Origin of the sequence: Streptomyces endocoffeicus, assembly GCF_016741935.1 — a bacterium.
Classification (GTDB): domain Bacteria; phylum Actinomycetota; class Actinomycetes; order Streptomycetales; family Streptomycetaceae; genus Streptomyces; species Streptomyces endocoffeicus.
On the sequence record NZ_JAERRG010000018.1, the window covers coordinates 88,289 to 105,774 of the forward strand.

12 protein-coding genes are annotated in these 17,486 nt (G+C 72.7%); 5 read left to right on the top strand and 7 right to left on the bottom strand.

Annotation, left to right across the window (positions count from 1 at the left end):
• Positions 1-119 precede the first annotated feature (119 nt).
• The 4 genes from JK364_RS34910 to JK364_RS34925 all read left to right on the top strand — a co-directional run bounded on the left by JK364_RS34910 (position 120) and on the right by JK364_RS34925 (position 4,214).
• Positions 120-1,340: a cytochrome P450 gene (locus JK364_RS34910; protein ID WP_201855373.1), complete on the top strand. Its 1,221-nt coding sequence runs from the start codon at positions 120-122 to the stop codon at positions 1,338-1,340.
• Positions 1,341-1,342: 2 nt separating this feature from the next.
• Entirely contained in the window at positions 1,343-1,987 is a 645-nt protein-coding gene (locus JK364_RS34915; protein WP_201855374.1) for a TetR/AcrR family transcriptional regulator, read from the top strand.
• Between the two features lie 92 nt (positions 1,988-2,079).
• Positions 2,080-3,309, top strand: coding sequence for a cytochrome P450 (locus JK364_RS34920; RefSeq protein WP_201855375.1), 1,230 nt, complete (start codon positions 2,080-2,082; stop codon positions 3,307-3,309).
• Between the two features lie 140 nt (positions 3,310-3,449).
• Positions 3,450-4,214 (top strand): SDR family NAD(P)-dependent oxidoreductase, encoded by a 765-nt coding sequence (locus JK364_RS34925; RefSeq protein ID WP_201855376.1) that lies wholly within the window; start codon positions 3,450-3,452, stop codon positions 4,212-4,214.
• A gap of 24 nt (positions 4,215-4,238) precedes the next feature.
• On the opposite strand, the gene JK364_RS34930 is transcribed toward JK364_RS34925, so the two are convergent.
• The gene (locus tag JK364_RS34930) at positions 4,239-4,844 is read right to left on the bottom strand and encodes a GOLPH3/VPS74 family protein (protein ID WP_201855377.1); all 606 of its coding nucleotides are present in this window, start codon (positions 4,842-4,844) and stop codon (positions 4,239-4,241) included.
• 95 nt (positions 4,845-4,939) lie between these two features.
• Positions 4,940-6,232, bottom strand: a complete 1,293-nt coding sequence (locus tag JK364_RS57685) for a LuxR C-terminal-related transcriptional regulator (protein WP_201855378.1) — start codon at positions 6,230-6,232, stop codon at positions 4,940-4,942.
• Between the two features lie 155 nt (positions 6,233-6,387).
• Between JK364_RS57685 and JK364_RS34940 the strand changes: the two genes are divergently transcribed.
• Positions 6,388-7,296 (top strand): NADP-dependent oxidoreductase, encoded by a 909-nt coding sequence (locus tag JK364_RS34940; RefSeq protein ID WP_201855379.1) that lies wholly within the window; start codon positions 6,388-6,390, stop codon positions 7,294-7,296.
• 28 nt (positions 7,297-7,324) lie between these two features.
• Here the strand turns inward: JK364_RS34940 and JK364_RS34945 are convergent, their stop codons facing one another.
• The 5 genes from JK364_RS34945 to JK364_RS34965 form a co-directional block, all read right to left on the bottom strand.
• Positions 7,325-8,791, bottom strand: coding sequence for a glycoside hydrolase family 76 protein (locus JK364_RS34945; RefSeq protein WP_201855380.1), 1,467 nt, complete (start codon positions 8,789-8,791; stop codon positions 7,325-7,327).
• Positions 8,792-8,809: 18 nt separating this feature from the next.
• Positions 8,810-10,018, bottom strand: a complete 1,209-nt coding sequence (locus JK364_RS34950; RefSeq protein WP_201855381.1) for a glycoside hydrolase family 64 protein — start codon at positions 10,016-10,018, stop codon at positions 8,810-8,812.
• Positions 10,019-10,154: 136 nt separating this feature from the next.
• Positions 10,155-12,992, bottom strand: coding sequence for an AfsR/SARP family transcriptional regulator (locus JK364_RS34955; protein WP_230992967.1), 2,838 nt, complete (start codon positions 12,990-12,992; stop codon positions 10,155-10,157).
• 179 nt (positions 12,993-13,171) lie between these two features.
• Positions 13,172-14,017, bottom strand: coding sequence for an AfsR/SARP family transcriptional regulator (locus tag JK364_RS34960; RefSeq protein ID WP_201855382.1), 846 nt, complete (start codon positions 14,015-14,017; stop codon positions 13,172-13,174).
• Entirely contained in the window at positions 14,014-17,412 is a 3,399-nt protein-coding gene (locus tag JK364_RS34965) for a type 2 lanthipeptide synthetase LanM family protein (RefSeq protein WP_201855383.1), read from the bottom strand. The genes JK364_RS34960 and JK364_RS34965 overlap by 4 nt, the downstream gene beginning before the upstream one ends.
• Between the last annotated feature and the right edge of the window lie 74 nt (positions 17,413-17,486).

A 17,486-nucleotide genomic window follows, 5' to 3' on the forward strand; every position in this document is an offset into this window, starting at 1 on the left:
CGCACCTCGGGGCGTGAACGATACGAGACAATTTAAATCAGTCGCTTGACTTAAGCGTGGCCCATGGGGTTGCCTGATCTTGTCGATGACCGCCCCGCCCCGGACCGAGGGAGAGCGTCGTGGCTCCAGGAGACGGCGAGCAGTTACTCAGCTATCCGATCCCCAGCGATACGGCGCTGGGGCCACCCGCCGAGTGGGCCCGGCTGCGGCAGCGGTGTCCGGTGGCGAAGGTGGCGCTGCCCAGCGGTGACGAGGCATCGCTGCTGACCCGCTACGACGATGTGAAACGGGTGCTGTCCGACCCGAGGTTCACCCGGCTGCTGAACGCCGACGACGCGGCCCGGGTCTCGGACAGCGAATCGGGCGGGGTGTTCAACAGCTCGATGGCGCGGTCGCTCCCGCAGGGCGGCGAGGGCCATCAGCGATGGCGCCGGATGGTGGCCAAATGGTTCACGGCCAAGCGCATGAACGGGCTGCGGCCGGGGATCGAGGCGATGGCCGAGCGGCTCATCGACGCCATGCTGGTCCACGGCCATCCGGCGGACCTCAAGGCCCACCTCGCCTTCCCGCTGCCGGTGTGGGTGATCTGCGATCTGCTGGGCGTCCCCGACAGCGACCGCGACCGGTTCGCCCACTGGTCCGACACCCTGCTCAATCTCACCCGGTACCGGCAGGACGAAGTCGACGCCGCCCAGGCCGAGTTCGCCGACTACATGGCCGCCCATGTGGCCGCCAAGCGCACCGGGCCGGGCGAGGATCTGCTCGGTGAGCTCATCACGGCCACCGATCCCGGCGGCCATCGGATGTCCGACGCGGAGCTGGTGGCCACCGGCCAGGCCCTGCTGGTCGCCGGGCACGAGACCACCGCGAACATGATCGGGAAGATGCTGGCCATGCTGCTGGCCGACAGGAGCCACTGGGAGCGGCTCCTGGCCGACCGCTCGCTGGTGCGCACCGCCGTGGAGGAGGCGCTGCGGTTCGACGCCAATCCGGGGTTCGGGATGCCCCGGTACATCGGCGAGGACGCCGAAGTCGCGGACACCGTACTGCCGCGCGGCACCACCGTGGTGTGCAGCATGGCCGCCGCCAACCGCGACGAGACCGCCTTCGAGGGCGCCGGCGAACTCACGCTCGACCGCAGCCCCAACCCTCATCTGGCGTTCGGTGCGGGTGCGCACTCCTGCCTGGGCCAGGCGCTGGCCCGCACCGAGCTGCAGGCCACGCTGGAGGTGCTGCTGCGCCGCCTCCCCACCCTCGAACTCGCCGTCTCCGTAGCGGAGTTGCGGCGGCTGGAGGGCCTGGCCGTGGGCGGGCTGCGCGAGCTCCCGGTGCGGTGGTGACCATGGCGGGCAGGGCCGTACGGCACGAGCGGGCCGATGCCACGCGCGGGGCGATCCTCGCCGCCGCGGAGCGGCTGTTCGCCGAGCGCGGGGTGTACGCGGTGTCCAACCGCCAGGTCAGCGAGGCCGCGGGACAGGGCAACAACGCGGCGGTCGGCTACCACTTCGGCACCAAGGCCGACCTGGTGCGGGCGATCGCCCGGCAACACGCCGAGCAGGTCGAGCGGTTGCGCCTGCGGATGCTGGGCGAGATCGGCGACTCCACCGACGTACGGGACTGGGTGGACTGCCTGGTACGCCCGGTCCTCGAGCATCTGGCGGAGCTGCCCGGCCCGACCTGGTACGCGCGGTTCTGCGCCCAGGTGATGACCGACCCGGCGCTCCACGAGATCATGGCCGACGAGTCCCTGGCCTCTCCGGCGCTGCGGCGGACCGTCGAAGGGTTCAACCGGTGCCTCCCCGAGCTGCCGATCGAGGTGCACATCGAGCGCGGAGCCATGTCGCGCCAGCTGATCCTGCACATGTGCGCCGAGCGGGAGCGCGCGCTCGCCGAGAACACCGCCACGCCCCGGTCCAGCTGGCACGACGCCGCCACCGGCCTGATCGACGGGATCGTCGGGCTGTGGCTGGCGCCCGTCACCCGCTGACCGCGGCCCGCACACACCGGCGGCCCGCCAAGGGCCGTCGAGCGAGGAACAACGGGGGTTCCACCACACGCCTCGGACGAATTGAGGGAGCGATGACCAGCACAGTGAACCCGGTGGACGAGCGCGCCGCGCGGGCCCCGGAGTATCCGATGGCCAGGGCGGCGGGCTGCCCGTTCGACCCGCCCCCGGCGCTGCGGGACCTTCAGCAAGAGGGCCCGCTGGCGAAGGTCCGCCTGTGGGACGGCAGCACACCGTGGCTGGTGACCCGGTACGCCGATCAGCGGGCGTTGCTGGGCGACTCGAGGGTCAGCGCCGACATCCACCGGCCCGGCTACCCCCGCCAGGCCCCGATGCCACCCGGAGGTACGGGGGTCAGCTTCATCCTGAAGGACGACCCCGAGCACTCCCGGCTGCGGCGCATGGTGACGGCGCCGTTCGCCATCAAGCGGGTGGAGGCCATGCGGCCCGGTGTGCAGAGGATCGTGGACGATCTGATCGACGAGCTGCTGGCCGGTCCGAACCCGGTGGACCTGGTGGAGGCGTTCGCCCTGCCGGTGCCCTCGCTGGTCATCTGTCAACTGCTCGGAGTGCCCTACGCCGACCACGACTTCTTCCAGGACAACAGCAAGGTCATCATCAACCGGAACGTCACCCCCGAGCAGCGCTCGGCCGCCCATGGCAACCTGATCGAGTATCTGGACGGCCTGATGGGCGAGAAGATGGCCCATCCGGTGGACGATCTGCTGTCGGGTCTTGCCGAGCGGGTCACGGCGGGCGAGCTGTCCCGCAACGAGGCGGCGCAGATGGGCGTGCTGCTGCTGATCGCGGGCCACGAGACCACCGCGAACATGATCGCGCTCGGCACCCTCGCCCTGTTCGAGCACCCCGGGCAGCTCGCCCTGCTGCGCGACACCGACGACCGTCGGCTGATCGCCTCGGCGGTGGAGGAGCTGCTGCGCTATCTGCACATCACCCACAGCGGGCGGCGCCGGGTGGCGGTGGCGGACATCGAGATCGGCGGGGAGGTCATCCGCGCGGGCGAGGGGCTGATCCTGGCCAATGACATCGCCAACCGGGACCCCGGGATGTTCGCCGAGCCCGACCGGCTGGACCTCCGGCGGGACGCCCGCCGCCATGTGGCCTTCGGCTTCGGGGTGCACCAGTGCCTGGGCCAGCCACTGGCCCGGATGGAGCTCCAGGTCGTCTACGGGACCCTCTACCGCCGTATCCCCACGCTGCGGCCGGCCGTGGAGCTGGAGCGGATCCCGTTCAAACACGACGGATCGGTCTACGGCGTCTACGAACTGCCCGTGACCTGGTGACATCGAGATCCAGGACTGACGACCCGGCATACGGGCAGCGGAACGTTCCGGTGGAGGCGGCCTCGTCCGTCTCCACCGACCCCGATGCGGAAGAACACCTACGGTGAGCGCGGCGTGAATCGCCGCGAGGAGAGGAACACGTGAGCAGCACCGGACTCGGGGGCCGTGCCGTCATCGTCACCGGAGCGGCATCGGGCATCGGCCGGGCCGCGGCCCTGGCGTTCGCCCAGGAGGGCGCGAAGGTACTGGTCGCGGACCTCGACAGGGACGGCGCCGAGCAGGTCGTCGCGGCCATAGGGACACAAGGGGGAACGGCCCGCGCGGTCATCGGCGACCTCGGCGATCAGCGGGTGGTGGACCAGGTGGTGACCACGGCGGTGGAGGAGTTCGGCGGCCTCGATGTCCTGGTCAACAACGCCGGCGTCATGGACCGCTTCTCGGCGGCCGCGGACACCGACGACGCCGAATGGGACCGTGTCCTGCGGGTCAATCTGACGGCGCCCTTCATGCTGACCAGGGCCGCCCTGCCGCACATGCTGGCCGCGGGCCGCGGCGCGATCGTCTTCACCGCGTCCGAGGCCGCGCTGCGCGGCAGTGCGGCCGGTGCCGCCTACACCGCCTCCAAACATGGTGTCGTGGGCCTGGTGAAGTCCCTCGCTGTGATGTACCGGGACCGGGGCATCCGCGCCAACGCCATCGCCCCGGGCGGCACCGCGACCGGCATCCGGGTCGACGCCCGGCCCGGAACCCACGGCCCGGCCGTCATAGCAGCCCATGCAGCGAGCGTGGGCAGGATCGCCACGGCCGATGAGCAGGCCGCCGCCATCGTCTTCCTCGCCTCCGACGCCGCCGGCAACGTCAACGGCGTCATCCTGCCCGTCGACAACGGCTGGTCCGCCGTCTGACGCGGTGGCGAACCGATCACGCGGTCACTGGCCGCGCCAGATGTTGTCGTAGGCGGCTTCCTCGATGGCCCGCCGCTGCCGCTCGGCCTCCAGCTCCATCACGGCGTCGTTGACGGCGGCGAGCACGGTCACGGTCGCGTCGCCGGTCGCGCCCGCGGCGTCTTCCGCGGGCTCCTCACGGATGCCGATGGCCGCCGCGAGGGTCGCGAGGACGGGCTCGTCCGAGGCCCAGCGGTCCGTCGCACGGCGGCGGGCGGGTGAGTCGACCGGCACCGCCTGACCGGCGCGGAGCGGCAGCCAGCCGTGGCGCCGCCGGGTGATCTGTCCCGCCTCCTCCAGGACGTCCAGATAGGCGGAGGACAGACCGCGGCCCCTGCGCCACAGCCACTCGCCGACCGCCTCGTGGGGCGGCCGGCGCACGAGCGACGCCGCGGCCTCGTCCAGCAGGCGATCCCCGGTCGGCGGGCAGAGTCCCGGCACGATCCGCTCGTCCTCGATCGTGAGCGCCTCGGTGCCGAGGAGGTCGATCAGCTCGGCTCCCGCGAGCGCGAGCGACAGGTCGCCCCGCTCCAGGGGTCGGATGGGCGCCACGTCCAGAGTGACGATCAGCAGGTCCCGCGGTGTGGTCATCAAACGCTCCGCTCGCCGTTCCTCGCCAACGATACGTTCCGAAGCGTAAGGCCGTCCGCCGACGTGGCTGCCGGGTACGCCATGTCAGCGGCCGCTCAGGAGCCGGTGGCCCCCCATGTGTGGGCCAGCGCGGCCGCCTCGCCACGCGAGGTGACACCCAGCTTCTCCAGGATGTTCGCCACGTGGAACTTCACCGTCGACTCGCTGATGTGGAGCTCCTGGGCGATCTGCCGGTTGCGCCGCCCGCGGGCCAGCCGCTCCAGCACCTCCAGCTCGCGCGCCCCGAGGCCGTCCAGCGGATCCTCGCGGGCCGGCTGCGGCGGGCCGAGCGGCACGGTGGCCGTCACCGTGGTGCCCCACTCCGGAACCGCGTCCACGTCCAGCCGCCCGCCCAGCGCGGCCAGCCGCTCCCCGACCCGGCGGGTGTCCAGGGCGGTCCGCCTCAGGACGCCGGGGCCGTCGTCCCGTACGGTGGCGCGCAGCTCGCCCTCGCCGACCTTCCAGCCGATGTGCACGCGGTGCACCGGGCGCGGCGCGCCGTCCCGGCCCGGTCCCTGCTCGTCGAGCATGGCGTGCACCACGGCCCGCACCACCGCGCGGGCCGTATTTGCCACGTCGGCGGCGAGCAGCCGGTCCGCGCCCTCCTCGGTGCCGGGCGGGCCGAGGTCCAGCCGTACGGACAGGCCGCGCAGCTCCGGGCGGAGCGATTCGGCGAGCCGGGCGAAGGCGTCCCCGGCCGGCTCCTCCACCAGCGCCTGATCGCGGTCGGTCCGGGCGCGCAGCTCGGCCAGGGCGCTCACGGCGAGGTCCACCGCGCGGGCCCGGGCGGTCCGGTCGTCCAGATCGCGGCCCCGCAACACGCCGAGCAGGGCGGACAGGGCCGCGCCGTGGGCGTCGACGAGCTCGGCGATGGCCGTGGCCCGCGCCGCGGCCGCGGCCCGCGACTGGCCCAGCACCCCGGGCACCGCCTCCGCCGCCATCCGGTCGCGGTGCGCGGTCACCAGGTCCCACAGGGCGCGGGCCGCCGCCAGGGTTTCGGCCGGGGCGGGGGTCTCCGCGGTCCGTACGAGGACGAGCAGCGCGCCCCGCGCGGTGGCATCGCTGTGCACGGCCAGCACCGGCACCTCGGCACCGGCCAGCCACGCCCGGCCCTGCCAGGTTCCCCCGGCGCGCGCCATCGGGGCGATGGCGGCCATCTCGGCGCTGGTGATGGTGGTTCCGGGCTCGCCGGGCGGGTCGCCATGGGTCTTGAACGGTGAGTGCGGGCAGTTGCCGGAGAGCTCGGCCACCGCCCGGTGCGTGATCGCCTCGGAGAGCGCGGCGGACAGGCGCGGCAGGATCTCGCCCAGGGGCGCCCGGATCACATCGACTGCGGCCGTGAGGTCCATGTCCGTCAGCGTAATGGGCCCGTCCCGCGGCCCCGGCTGTTCCTCCGGCCAGGTGGAACTGGCCGGAGGAACAGCCGGGCGGGGCATGTCCCGGCCGAGGATGGCGTTGTCGCTACAAACATGCCCCCTCGACAGGGCTGACTGGAGTGAGAGTGATGAAGGCGATCGTCTACGAGGAGTACGGCGGCCCCGAGGTGCTGCGGCTGAAGGAGACGGCGGAGCCCCATCCGGGTCCCGGGCAGGTGCGGCTGAAGGTCATGGCCGCCGCCGTGAACCCCCTCGACTACAAGATCCGCAGTGGCTGGATGCCGCAGATGGGCCCCGCCGCGTTCCCGGCGATCCCGGGTAGCGAGGCGGCCGGGGTCGTCGACGAGGTCGGTGACGGGGTCACCGATGTGGCGGTGGGCGATGAGGTGCTGGGCTGGACGGACACCGGGGCCTACGCCACGTACGCGCTGGCCACGGATGTCGCCCCCAAGCCGGCCGGCCTCGACTGGGAGACGGCCGCGGCGCTGCCCGTGGCCACCGAGACCTCGGCGCGGGTCCTGGACCTCTTGGGGCTGAAGGAGGGCGAGACCCTGCTGCTGCACGGGGCCGCCGGTGCGGTCGGCGGGGTCGGTGTCCAGCTCGCGGTGGCCCGGGGCGCCACCGTCATCGGCACCGCGTCGCCCGCCAACCACGAATATCTGCGCTCGCTCGGCGCGATCCCGGTGGCCTATGGCGAGGGCCTGGCCGACCGGGTGCGCGCCGTGGCGCCGAAGGGTGTCGACGCCGTCTACGACGCGGCCGGCCAGGGCGCCCTGCCCGTGTCGATCGAGCTGCGGGGCGGCACGGCCGACCGCGTCGTCACCATCGCCGACCCCGCGGCCGCCGATCTCGGTGTCACCTTCTCCGCGGGTGGCGGCGGCCGCTCCATGGAGGCCATCGCCGGCTACGCCCGGCTCGCCGCGGAGGGCCGGCTGCGGGTGCCGGTGGTGCGGAGCTTCCCGCTCGCCGACGCCGCCGAGGCCCATGAGCGGAGCGAGACCGGCCACAGCCGCGGCAAGCTCATCCTGCGGCCCTGATGAGCGCTGCCGTGGCCGCGGTCGTGGCCTAGGAGGCCGCGTTCATCAGGTCCAGTGCGCTGTGCTGTCGTGCCCCGTCGGTCTTGTCCAGCGGTCCTGACCAGCGCAGTCCGTACTGGTCCAGGGCGTTGCGATCGGAGGCGTAGGCGCGGTCCGCCTGCCGTTTGAGGTAGGCCGTGTAGGGGTGGTCGGGCAGGGCCGCGTTCAGCTTGGCCAGCCCCCGCACATGGGCACCCTTGAACGACGGGCCGTCGGCACCGCAGTCGCCGGTCTCGCAGGGGTCCCTGAGGATGCCGTCGGCCGTGTTGAGCTGGGACGACGTGGTAGCGGCCGTGCCGATGCGACGGGCCGTGTCGAGCACGGAACCGTCACCGGTCGCCCGGTACAGCTCGGCCAGCCCGCCGAGCAGCACACCCTGGTTGTAGGACCAGACCGCGCTGCCGTTGTTCTTGCAGGTGCCCAGGTCGATGCCGTCGTTGACCAGGTTCGAGGCGTTCACCATGCCGGTGCCCTGGAACCAGGTCCACTCCGTCCTCGCCCGCTGGAGATAGGCGGTGTCGCCGGGGATCCGGTTGTGCAGGGCGGCGTTGAGCTGGAGGTAGAGGGAGTTGGCGATGGCGTTCTTGTACGTCTTCGCCGTGCTCCACCAGACACCGCCGCCACAGGTGGAGTCCCAGTAGGAGGCCATGTAGTCGGCGTCGGCCCGGGCGGTGGCCAGATAGCGGGAGTCCCCGGTGAGGTCATAGGCGGCCACCCAGGCCAGACCCCACCAGCCGGTGTCGTCGATGTAGTCGTTGCGGAACTGCCCGCCCTGCGCGCCGAGGTTGAGGTCGTAGGTGCGGGCTATCGCGTACTCATAGCTGCGCATGCCCGTGACGCGGATGTTGTCGATGACGGCCGTGAGGGCGTTGGCCGAGTTCCACCAGCCGGTGGTGGAGAACAGCCCGGTCCCGTTCGAGTAGAACGCCATCTGGGCGGTGGCGGCGGCCGTACGGCGGTCCCAGGCGTTCCAGGTCGTACGGGCCCAGGGCGTGCACGCGATGTCGGCGCGGTCACCGGCCTTGCCGCAGGCCCGCAGCGCGCCGACGCCCTGGGCGCCCCAGTCGTCCACGTTGTACATCAGGGTGCGCCAGCCGCGCTGCCCGGCGGGGATGGCGGTGTTGCCGAGGCGGCTGCCCGAGGACCAGGTCCGGCCGCCGTCGAACGAGCGGTCCAGCCACACCTCGTCACCGGGGCTGCCGTTGTCGATGGAGGCCCAGCCCATCGCGTCGGTGTCGTCGAAGTGCAGGGCGATGGAGCGGGAGAAGACGGTGGCGGTGACCGGGGTGCGGCTCTGCGGGGCGAGCGCCGGATCGCGGGCGTCGCAGTACTTGTTGCACACGGTGGCGGACGGCGCTGCTTCGGCCGTGGCCGGGAGGAGTTGCGGGGCCAGCAGGGCGAGTGCTCCGGCCGCGAGGGCGGCCAGGCGGGTGCGCAGCGGTCTCTTGCGTCTCATGCCGTGCCTCCTCCCGGCCTAGTTGAAGGGGTCCAGGGTGATGGACGCCTGCTGCGGATTGCCGTCGTGGACGAGCGACTCGTGCTGGCCGACGTCGTCGAAGGCGAAGGCGTACGCCTTTCCGTCGGCCATCTGGCCGTGGATGACACGGGCGTAGTGGTTGGTCACGCCGTCCTTGTAGAACCCGGTGTCACTGGTGTCCGGCTGGTTGGGGTTGGTGAGCAGGGTCGTGCGGTTGTAGCCCGCGCACAGGGTCCGCGAAATCGGGCCGCGTACCTGGTCGTTGGGGGCGTCGAGGCGCTTGTAGCAGCCGAAGACGGAGTCGGAGTCCGGCTTCTGGAAGCTGGTGACCACGGCTCCCGAACCATTGGTGAAGTTCATGACGTCGCCGGAGACCCGTCCGAAGTACTTGACGCTCGGCCGGTCGGCGAAGGGCGTGACCGTGAGGGTGGTGCCGGCGTACTTCTGCCACACCCGGTTGATGTAGTCGTCCATCGCGTTGGCGGGCAGGGCGCCCGCCTCGATGCCGTGCCCGGGTGACAGGGCCCGCAGGACGGTGCCGTCCGGGCGGGTCTGGATGAGCTTGCCCCAGCCGCCGCCCTGTGCGCGCAGTGCGTTGAGGACGCCGTTGTAGCCGCCGGGCTTGAGGTGCCCGGCGGTCTTCGTACTGCCGTCGGCGCCCTGCACGCCCACCGCGTACGGCGCGGAGAACATGTCGACCTGGGTGCTGTTGATGTACAGCCCGGAGTCGTCGAGGGTGAACTCGCTCCAGTTGAACAGGATGTTCCGATTGGGGTCGGAGGGGTTCTGCACGGCGGGCTGCACCAGGCCGCCGGTGGTGAGCCTGAAGTCGATCTTCTGGCCGTAGGAGAAGTAGACCCGGCCGGAGAGCTTGGGGATGCGGATCGTCAGGGACTGGCCGCCCGCCGGTCCGGCGATCGACGCGTCGGGCGCCGGGGTGGGCGGGTTGCCACCGGCGGGCCAGGGGTGGAAGGTCCCGGAGGCGTCGGCCCAGCCCTGCTGCCCGGTCGAGAGCAGGGTGCCGAGCGTATAGACGTAGATCTGGTCGCCGCGCCCGGAGTTGTTGGTGAACTTCAGCGGGATCGTGCTCGGCACGGCCGGCCGGGCGGACGCCTCGGGGGCCAGTGCGGTCATGCCCAGGGCCAGGAGTAAGGCCGATGCCCAGCAGGGCAGGGTCCGGAATCGGGTGGAGACGCGTCTGGACATACGCCACCTCTCGCGCGGCCGCACGGCCGCGTCTGCGGGGGAAATGAGGAGTGCACATGAAGTGGGGGGTGCCGGAAGTGCAGAGTTATCATGGCAGTGAACATGACACTGGTCTAGACATTCTCACGTGCCGACATCAGCGCAGGGCCGGATGCGGAGCCCTGAGGTCCGCGGAGCCCGCCGGGTCGAGATCGTCCCGCTTGGCACGGAGTTCGTCGGTGTCCGGATGGCCGATCTCGAGGGCGATCTCGAGGGCTTGGCCGCGGGCGGCCCGGGCGGCGTCCAGGTCGCCCGCGGCCAGCTGGGTGTCGCCGAGATGGTTCAGGATCTCGGTCTCGTTGTACCGGTCGCCGAAGCCACGCACCAGGCGCAGGGCCCGGGCGTAGCACGTCACCGCGGCGGGGTACTCGGCCAGGTGGTGATGGGCGTAGCCGAGGCTGTCCCACGCCCCGGCCTCGGCATGCCGGTCCTCGATCTCCTGGTTCACGGACACCGCCTGGGCGCAGTAGTCCAGCGTCTGCCGGTAGTCGCCCAGTACGGCGTGCACCCATCCGACGTTGTTCAGCGCCAGGGCCTCCCCGGCTCGGTGCCCCGACTGCCGATAGAGCGTCAGGGCACGTTCGTTGTGGCCGAGCGCGTCCCGGTGGCCGCCCAGCCGGCCGCAGACCCAGCCCAGACCACGGTGGACATGTGCCTGGCGGATGGGATCGCCCAGCCGCTCGTAGAGGTCGAGGGCGTCGCGGAAGTGGCGGTGTCCCTCGTCGAGGCGGCCCATCTGGGTGAGGCAGCTGCCCAGGCCGCGGTGGGCGCCGGCCTGCCATGCCGGATCGCCGAGCCGCTGGGCCGCGCCGAGGGCGATGCGCTGGACGGCGGCCCAGTCGTGCCAGTGTCCGCGGTAGTCGAAATAGGTCTCCAGGTTCCTGGCCAGCCGCCAGGCGCCCGCGTCGAGACCGGCGCCGGTCGCCAGGTCGACCACGCCCAGCAGTACGGCGTGCTCCGCGGTGAACCAGCCGAGGGCCGCGGTCCGGTCCGCCATCTCCTGCGGGCAGGCACCCGGCACGGCGGGGGGCAGGGGGACGCGGTCCCGGTGCGGGTCCAGCAGCCCGGCCGCGCGATCGGCGGTGTGCAGATAGTGCTCGACGACACGGCGCCGCGCACCCCTGCGATCGGCCTCGGGGTCCACGGTGTGGGCCAGTTCGCCCGCGTAGGCGCGGAGCAGGTCGTGCAGCGTGTACCGGCCGGGCGTGACCTCCCCGACCAGGTGCACCCGGGCCAGCTCGGCCAGCAGGGGGCGCACCCGGGACACCGGGAGACCGGCCAGGCCCGCCATGGCCGGGAGGGAGATGTCCGGTCCGGGATGGAGGCCGAGCAGCCGGAACAGCCGTGCGGCGCCCGTGCCGAGCGCGTGATACGACCAGGAGAACACCGCCCGTACATCGGTCGCAGTATCGCCCCCGCTGAAGACGTCAAGGCCGAGCTGGGTGTCGTGCAGCTCCGCGGCGAGCGTCCGCAGCGGAAACCGCGGGGTCACCGCGACCCTCGCGGCCACGACCGCCAGTGCCAGCGGCAGCCCCACGCACGCCGCGGCGATCGCGTCGAACGCCTGCGGATCGTCCGTCCGCCGGACCCGCCTCAGGTGGCGCTCCAGAAGCAGCCTCGCCTCACCGTCGGTGAGCGGGTCCACCACGCACGGACGTGCCCCATTGGCGGCGACCAGTCCGGTCAGTCGGTCGCGGCTGGTCACCAGCACCACACAGCCGCCCGTGCCGGGCAGCAGCGGCCGCACCTGGTCGGCGTCGCGGGCGTTGTCCAGCAGGATCAGCATCCGGCGGTCGGCGATCAGCGACCGGTACAGCCCGGCCTGCGCCTCCGGGTCGGCGGGCATCTCCTGCGGATCCACGCCCAGGGCGCCGAGGAAGCCGCGTACGGCCACCGCCGCGGGCACCGGGCCCGCGGCGGGAGCGAACCCGCGCAGGTTCACATACAGCTGCCCGTCCGGGAAGCGCGGCAGGTTGCGATGGGCCCAGCGCAGCGCCAGCCAGGTCTTGCCCACCCCGCCGACACCGCTGATCGCCGCGATGTCGAGCGTGCCCTCGCCGTCGGCGGTCTCGTACAGGTCGTCGAGGGCGGCGAGTTCGCGCTCGCGGCCAACGAACGTGACCGGCGGTGCGGGGAGTTGCTGAGGCACCGGCCGCGGTCGCCGCCGGGGCGTCACGGGCGCCGTAACCGGAGCGAGGTCGAGCGCCGGATCCGCGGTGAGGATCCGCTGGCGCAGCAGCACCAGCGGCGGGCTGGGATCGAGCCCCGTCTCCTCGGCCAGCCGGCGCCGGACGCGCTCATGGTGCTCCAGCGCCTCGGTCTGGCGCCCGCACCGGTACAGGGCCAGCATCAGCTGTCCGGCCACCCGCTCGTCCAGCGGATGCGCCTCGGCGCGGGCGGCCAGTTCGGGCAGTGCCCGGCCGTGCTGCCCCAGCCGCAACCGCACGTCCATCAGGTCCAGTTGCCCGGTGAACCGCTCGGCCTCGAGCACCGAACGCTGAGCGTTGAACCAGGGTGTGTCCGCCCCGGCGAACGCCTCACCCCGCCACAGCCCCAGCGCGGTCTCCCACAGCGCCGCCGCCTCCTCCCCGCCGCCGGCCGCACGAGCCCGGCAGGCCGTCTCGCGGAACCGGAGCACATCCACCGCGTCGGTCTCCGCCGCCAGCCGGTAGCCGCCCTGTTCGCGTACGAGCTCCGCCCCCGTGCCCGCCAGCGCCTGCCGTAGCCGGGACACATACGCGTACAGCGCCTCCCGGCCGCGCCGGGGCACCCCCACCCCCCACACCCGGTCCACCAGCGGCCCCGTGGGCACCGCCCGCCCCGCGTCGACGGCCAGCGCCGCGAGCACCAGCCGCTGCCGTGCGTGCCCCACGTCCACCGGCGTCCCGTCCTGCCACACCGTTATGGCACCGAGCACGCCGAATCGCGCCCCCATGCGTTTTCCCCCGTTGTGTCGTAGCCCCCGCACCGACCACCTGTGGATGACAGTCGGCGCAATACCGAGTCAACAACTCCCCAAGGTACGGGGAGGACTTCCCGGTATGGAAGGGACATCACGACGGGGAGCGCGAGCCGGACGCGGGGGGGGCACCCGCTATCGCCCGGGTGCGCCCTTCATACGCCCCGGGCGGCCGGCGGCGCGCCGATCGCCTTCGACACCAGCCCCGGCAGATCCGCGAGGGAGTCCCGGATGATCGCCTGCTCCATGGCGAGGACGTCCGCTCCCGGCCTGATACCCAGCTCCTCGGCCAATACGTACCGCAACTGCCGGGCCGCACCGAGCGCGTCGGCACGGCGCCCGGTCAGACACAGCGCGATCATGAGCTGATGGCGGAAGGACTCGCGCAGCGGGTGGGCCGCGACCAGGATCTCCAGTTCGGGTACGACGTCATGGGCGTGTCCCCGGTGCACTTCGGCCCACACCCATGCCTCCGTGGCCAAGAGCCGCTTCTCCTCCAGCCGTACGAGTTCGGCCGTGATCGCGGGGAGGTCCGGCACATCGGCGAGCAGGGGCCCTCGCCACATGTCCAGGGCGCGCCGCAACCCCTCCGCCGCCTGCCCGGTCCGCCCTTCGGCCAGGGCCCCGCGCGCCACCTTCGCGAGCGCCGTGAAGCGGTCGGCGTCCAGCTCACCGGAGTCCACCGCCAGCCGGTAGCCCGGCGGGCTGGTGAGCAGCCGGCTTTCGCACCGCACCGCCGGGCAGCGCTCCGGCGGGGGCGCGGGAAGTGCCCGCCTGAGCCGGTGGACGTACTGCTGGACCAGCTTGGGCGCGGACTTCGGCGCCCCGCCCGGCCAGAGCTGCTCCAGCAGTTCCCCGGCCGGCACCGTACGGCCCGCGTTGACGAGCAGTACGGCCAGCAGCGCACGGCACTTGGCCTGGCTGACCATGCGGAAGGCGCCGTCCGGTCCCCGGATCTCCAGTGGCCCGAGGATGCGGTAGCGCACCGGTGCCGGGGTCATCGGCGGCCACCGTGACGAAGCGCGTCGCATCCGCCGTCGGCTCCGGGGGCGGCGAGGGTGAGGACGTCGGGCACCCGGTCCGGTGCGGCCACACGCAGCAGTCCGTATCCGATCCCGGCCGATCCGGTCATCAGCCCGGGGGTGGTCACTCCCATCGGGACGCCGGGACGGACGTCCCCGGCCAGCACCCGGTCGGCCACCAGGCGCGCCACACGGGGGCCGAGGTCGTCGGTCTCCCCCAGCGCGGGACCGGCCGCGCGCAGCGCCGCCACCAGCCCCAGATCCCCGTGGCACAGCGAGTCGTTGCCCAAGCCCGTGCGGACGCCGTCCCGCAGCAGGTCGCCGCGGACGGTGCCGGCCGCGATGCGCAGGTCCTCCGCGAGGAGCTCATGGACATCGGCGAGCCCCTCGACGCCGAGCAGCGCCGCCCGGACCAGCCCGATACCGGCGGCACCGTGACACCAGGCGTCCATGAAGGATCCCCGCGGCACGATGCTGCGCAGATCCGGCCAGTTGCCCCGGCCGGGGTCCAGACCGTGGCGTTCGAACCGGAGCGCCTCCTCGCACAGCCGGTAGTGGTGGTCCTCGCCGGTCAGCTCGGCCGCGCGGGCCAGGGCGAGGGCGAAGCCGCTCGCCCCGTGGGACATTCCCAGCAGCGGCCGGTCGGGGTCGACCGCCGTCCGCCAGGCCACTCCGCCGGTCACCTCGGTCGCCGCCTTGGCGAGTGTGGCGGCGGCGAGCCGCAGCGCGTCCGCGGTGCGCTCGTCCGGACGCGTCCGGTGGAGCGCGGCCAGGGCCAGCGCCGCCCCGGCCGTTCCCTGGACCACATCGAGTTCCCGGTCGCCCTCGAACCGCCCGGCCAGCTCGGGAACCAGCGCGGCGGCCGCGTCGAGCAGTTCGGGCGTGTCCCACAGGGCGGCCAGATGGGTGAGCGTGTAGACGGCGCCGCCCAGTTCGCCGAATCCCCCGATGCTCAAGCTGAAACGAACGTGACGGCCGCGGTCGGGGCTGGTCAGCGAGTCCGCGAGCGACTGCGCGATGCGTTCGGCCACCTCCCGGTACCGCTGGTCCCCCGTCATCGAGCCGAGGTGCGCGAGGAACAGCGCGATACCGCTCACCCCGTCGTAGAGGCTGATCCCGGCGGGTCCCGCGCGCCAGTAGCGCTCCCCCACGACATTGAGCGACAGCCAGTGCGGGGGCTGGTCGTCGGTGCCGTGCACCGCGGTGTCGAGCAGCTCGTCCGCGAGGGCGGTCGCGGCCCGCAGGGCGAGCCGGGTGTCGAGGGGGCGGTCGGGCAGCTCCCGCGGCCGGGGGGCGGCCGGCGTCCGGGTACCGAAGGTGAGGCCCGTCAGTGACGCGTCGATGCACCACTTCTGGCGGCGCAGATCGATCGGGCCCATGCGGCGGATCTTGGCGCGCACCGCCTCCATCCCGGAGGTGGCCAGGAAGTCGCGGACGACAACACCGTCCGCGTCACACAGGTCGGTGGCGGACGGCGTGGTGTGGTAGGTCGGCACATCGAGCCGGGCCAGCTGACGCTGCTCGCTGGTCAGCAGCTCGATCCTGCCCGCGACGCCCCGATGCCCGTCCGCGAGGCCGGCTTCGAGCACATACTCCCAGTCCAGCGAGTCGCGCAGGACGTCCGGGTGCATCGACTCGGCGAGGATGCGGCTGTAGACCGAGGTCGGCCGGGGCACATGGCGCACGGCGTCCTCGGCGAAGGCGGCGATCGGGCCGTCCTCGGCGAGCAGTCCGTCCCGCTCCCGTTCGATGAGCCCGTAGGCGGACTCGAAGCCCTCCGCCAGGGATCGGCGGTACCGCAGCGGATCGACGGATGTTCCGCCCACGGAGGCCCGGTTGGCCGCGCCGCCGATGGGCATTCGCTCGCGCACCAGCCTCATCTCGTCGGTGCCCTGGCCGGCGTAGGTCGGCAGCACGCTCGGTGAAAGCTGGCCGCCGCCGCCCGCGAGCCCGCTGATCTCCGCGTCCCGCCAGCCCGAGTCGTCCACCTCGATGATCCGCTCCGGCAGCAGCCCGATGCCCAGGACGGAGTCGTTGAGGACATCGGGCACCGCGCCGGCGATCCGCAGGACGGGGTCGGCCACCGCTCGGGACCGCCCGAGGAAGGTGGCCTCCAGGTCGACGAAGACGGGGTGCTCCCCGGCCGCGATCAGGTTCTGCAGATGCAGATCCGCGCCGCAGATGGCGTGGAACAGGGCCAGCTGGGCGCCTTGGCGCCAGAAGAACCGGTCGGCCTCGGCCTCGTCGGCGCACGTCCCGGAGGCCACGTGCTCCACCCATCCGTACCCGGGCCGGGCCAGCACCTCCACGGTGCGCAGCGGATGGCGCAGCCCCCGGTCGTTGAGCCGGGCGAGCAGGTCGTTGAAGTGGCGCTCGACGGCGACCGACCGCGGTTTGTAGACCAGCTTCGTACGGTCGGAGAGGGTGAACAACGCGACCGACCGGCCGCCGTTGTGGGTATCCCCGGCGCCGAAGCCGATGTCCGTCACATCGCCCAGACCACGCCAGGAGCCGCCGAACACCGCGCGCAGCCGGGGCAGATCGGCCAGGAAGCGCTCGGCGAACTCCTGCCGCACATCGATCCAGTGGCGCAGCGAGGCCACCAGTTCACGGGCCAGTACGGGGTATTCGGACAGGATCTCCAGCGCCCGCCCGGGGGTGCGGACAGTGGCCATGAACGAGGTGAACCGCTCCTCAGGGGTGTCGCCGGCCAGCTCCCCGGTCACCCTGGCCACGTTGAGCTCCAGAACCAGGGCACGGGACACCATGCCGGAGATCGTTTCCAGGGGCGGTAGGAGGAGGGGATGATCCGAAGGCAGTCCGGGCACCCGGCGCCGGAGTTCCCTCCGGGCCCAGCGCAGCAGTGGGAGGGCCAGTTCGGCCGGGCCGAGCCCGGGGCGGTGACCGTGGTCATGGCCGGGACTGTGGGTCGCCGCGTGGACATGGCCCCGGACGTCGTCGTCGCCGTCGCTGCCGTCGTCGCCGTCGTGGTCGCCGTCGTCGTGGTCGCCGTCGTCGTGGTCGCCGTCGCCGTCGCCGTCGCCGTCGGAGGTGTGATGACGCCATGCCTCGGCGATCACCTTCAGCCACTCCGGTGCGGGCAGTCGCCCGGCGAGCGACTCCGCGGGCTCGCCCAGCAGGGTGATCAGCTCCTCCTCGGTGACCCCCGTGGCCGTCCAGCGCTCCAGCGGGTCCACGCCGGTGGCGGGCCTTCCGGCCGAGAAGAGGATGCCGCCGCGCCACAGCTCCAGGCGGCGCAGCCCGTGCGCACGCTGCTCGGCGGTGACCGCCGGAGCGCCCGGCCGCCGGTCGCGCAGGGGCACGCCTCGCCACCACGTCGTCGAGTTCAGGATGTCCTGCTGCCGATTCCTCACTTCTCCCCCTCTTTTGACGGCCCTGTCGCCCGCCATGGCCCTGTTGCCGTGGAGACGGCCCGGTCGCGATCCGA

Excerpts from the sequence above, each read along its gene's own strand:
- JK364_RS34915 (WP_201855374.1), top strand. The coding sequence starts at position 1,343 with ATGGCGGGCAGGGCCGTACGGCACGAGCGGGCCGATGCCACGCGCGGG.
- JK364_RS34920 (WP_201855375.1), top strand. The coding sequence starts at position 2,080 with ATGACCAGCACAGTGAACCCGGTGGACGAGCGCGCCGCGCGGGCCCCG.
- JK364_RS34930 (WP_201855377.1), bottom strand. The coding sequence starts at position 4,844 with ATGACCACACCGCGGGACCTGCTGATCGTCACTCTGGACGTGGCGCCC.
- JK364_RS57685 (WP_201855378.1), bottom strand. The coding sequence starts at position 6,232 with ATGGACCTCACGGCCGCAGTCGATGTGATCCGGGCGCCCCTGGGCGAG.
- JK364_RS34940 (WP_201855379.1), top strand. The coding sequence starts at position 6,388 with ATGAAGGCGATCGTCTACGAGGAGTACGGCGGCCCCGAGGTGCTGCGG.
- JK364_RS34945 (WP_201855380.1), bottom strand. The coding sequence starts at position 8,791 with ATGAGACGCAAGAGACCGCTGCGCACCCGCCTGGCCGCCCTCGCGGCC.
- JK364_RS34950 (WP_201855381.1), bottom strand. The coding sequence starts at position 10,018 with ATGTCCAGACGCGTCTCCACCCGATTCCGGACCCTGCCCTGCTGGGCA.
- JK364_RS34955 (WP_230992967.1), bottom strand. The coding sequence starts at position 12,992 with ATGGGGGCGCGATTCGGCGTGCTCGGTGCCATAACGGTGTGGCAGGAC.
- JK364_RS34960 (WP_201855382.1), bottom strand. The coding sequence starts at position 14,017 with ATGACCCCGGCACCGGTGCGCTACCGCATCCTCGGGCCACTGGAGATC.